Source organism: Micromonospora maritima (genome assembly GCF_902825405.1).
GTDB lineage: Bacteria > Actinomycetota > Actinomycetes > Mycobacteriales > Micromonosporaceae > Micromonospora > Micromonospora maritima.
Genome location: NZ_CADEAU010000949.1, coordinates 1 through 767 on the forward strand (window position 1 = coordinate 1; position 767 = coordinate 767).

Here is a 767-nt window from a genome sequence, read left to right on the forward strand (position 1 = left end):
CGCGGCACGTTCAGGCACGCCTGCGTCAACCCGGCGTACTGCGACGTCGAGGCGTTGGTGACGTCGACCTCGGTCAACGCCACGTCCACACCCAGCGCCGCGAAGCTGGACAACGTGGTCTGGAAGTTGCCCGGCAACGAACTGCCACCGGTGAAGTGCGTCTGCAACCCCACGCAGTCGATCGGCACCCCCCGGGACTTGAAGTCCCGGACCATGTTGTAGACACCCTGCGTCTTACCGTACGACCAGTTCTCGATGTTGTAGTCGTTGTAACACAACTTCACCGACGGATCCGCCGCCCGCGCGGTCCGGAACGCCACCTCGATCCAGTCGTTACCGGTGCCCTGCAGATTCGACTGCCGACGACTACCGTCCTCGTTGAACGCCTCGTTCACCACGTCCCACGCCGCCAACTTGCCCCGGTAGTGACCCATCACCCCGTTGATGTGATCGATCATCGCCTGCCGCAGGTTGCCGCCACTGAGACTCTGCATCCACCCCGGCTGCTGCGCATGCCACGCCAGGGTGTGACCCCGCACCTTCAACCCCCGCTGCGTCGCCCAGTTGTAGATCTGATCACCCGAGGAGAAAGTGAACTGACCCCGCTGCGGCTGCGTCGCATCCGGCTTCATCTCGTTCTCCGCCGTGATCATGTTGAACTCACGACCCGCGATCGTGCTGTACGTCGAATCGCTCAACCGACCCGCCGCGATCGCCGTGCCGAAGTACCGACCCGACTGCGCCGCCGCCGCGCCCAGCGTGCTCGC

The 767-nt window shown here is 64.5% G+C and carries 1 protein-coding gene; it reads right to left on the reverse strand.

Annotated elements, in window-relative coordinates:
• The coding region (locus HUW36_RS33745) for a glycoside hydrolase family 10 protein (RefSeq protein ID WP_174531688.1) at positions 1-767 on the reverse strand (767 nt) is incomplete at both ends.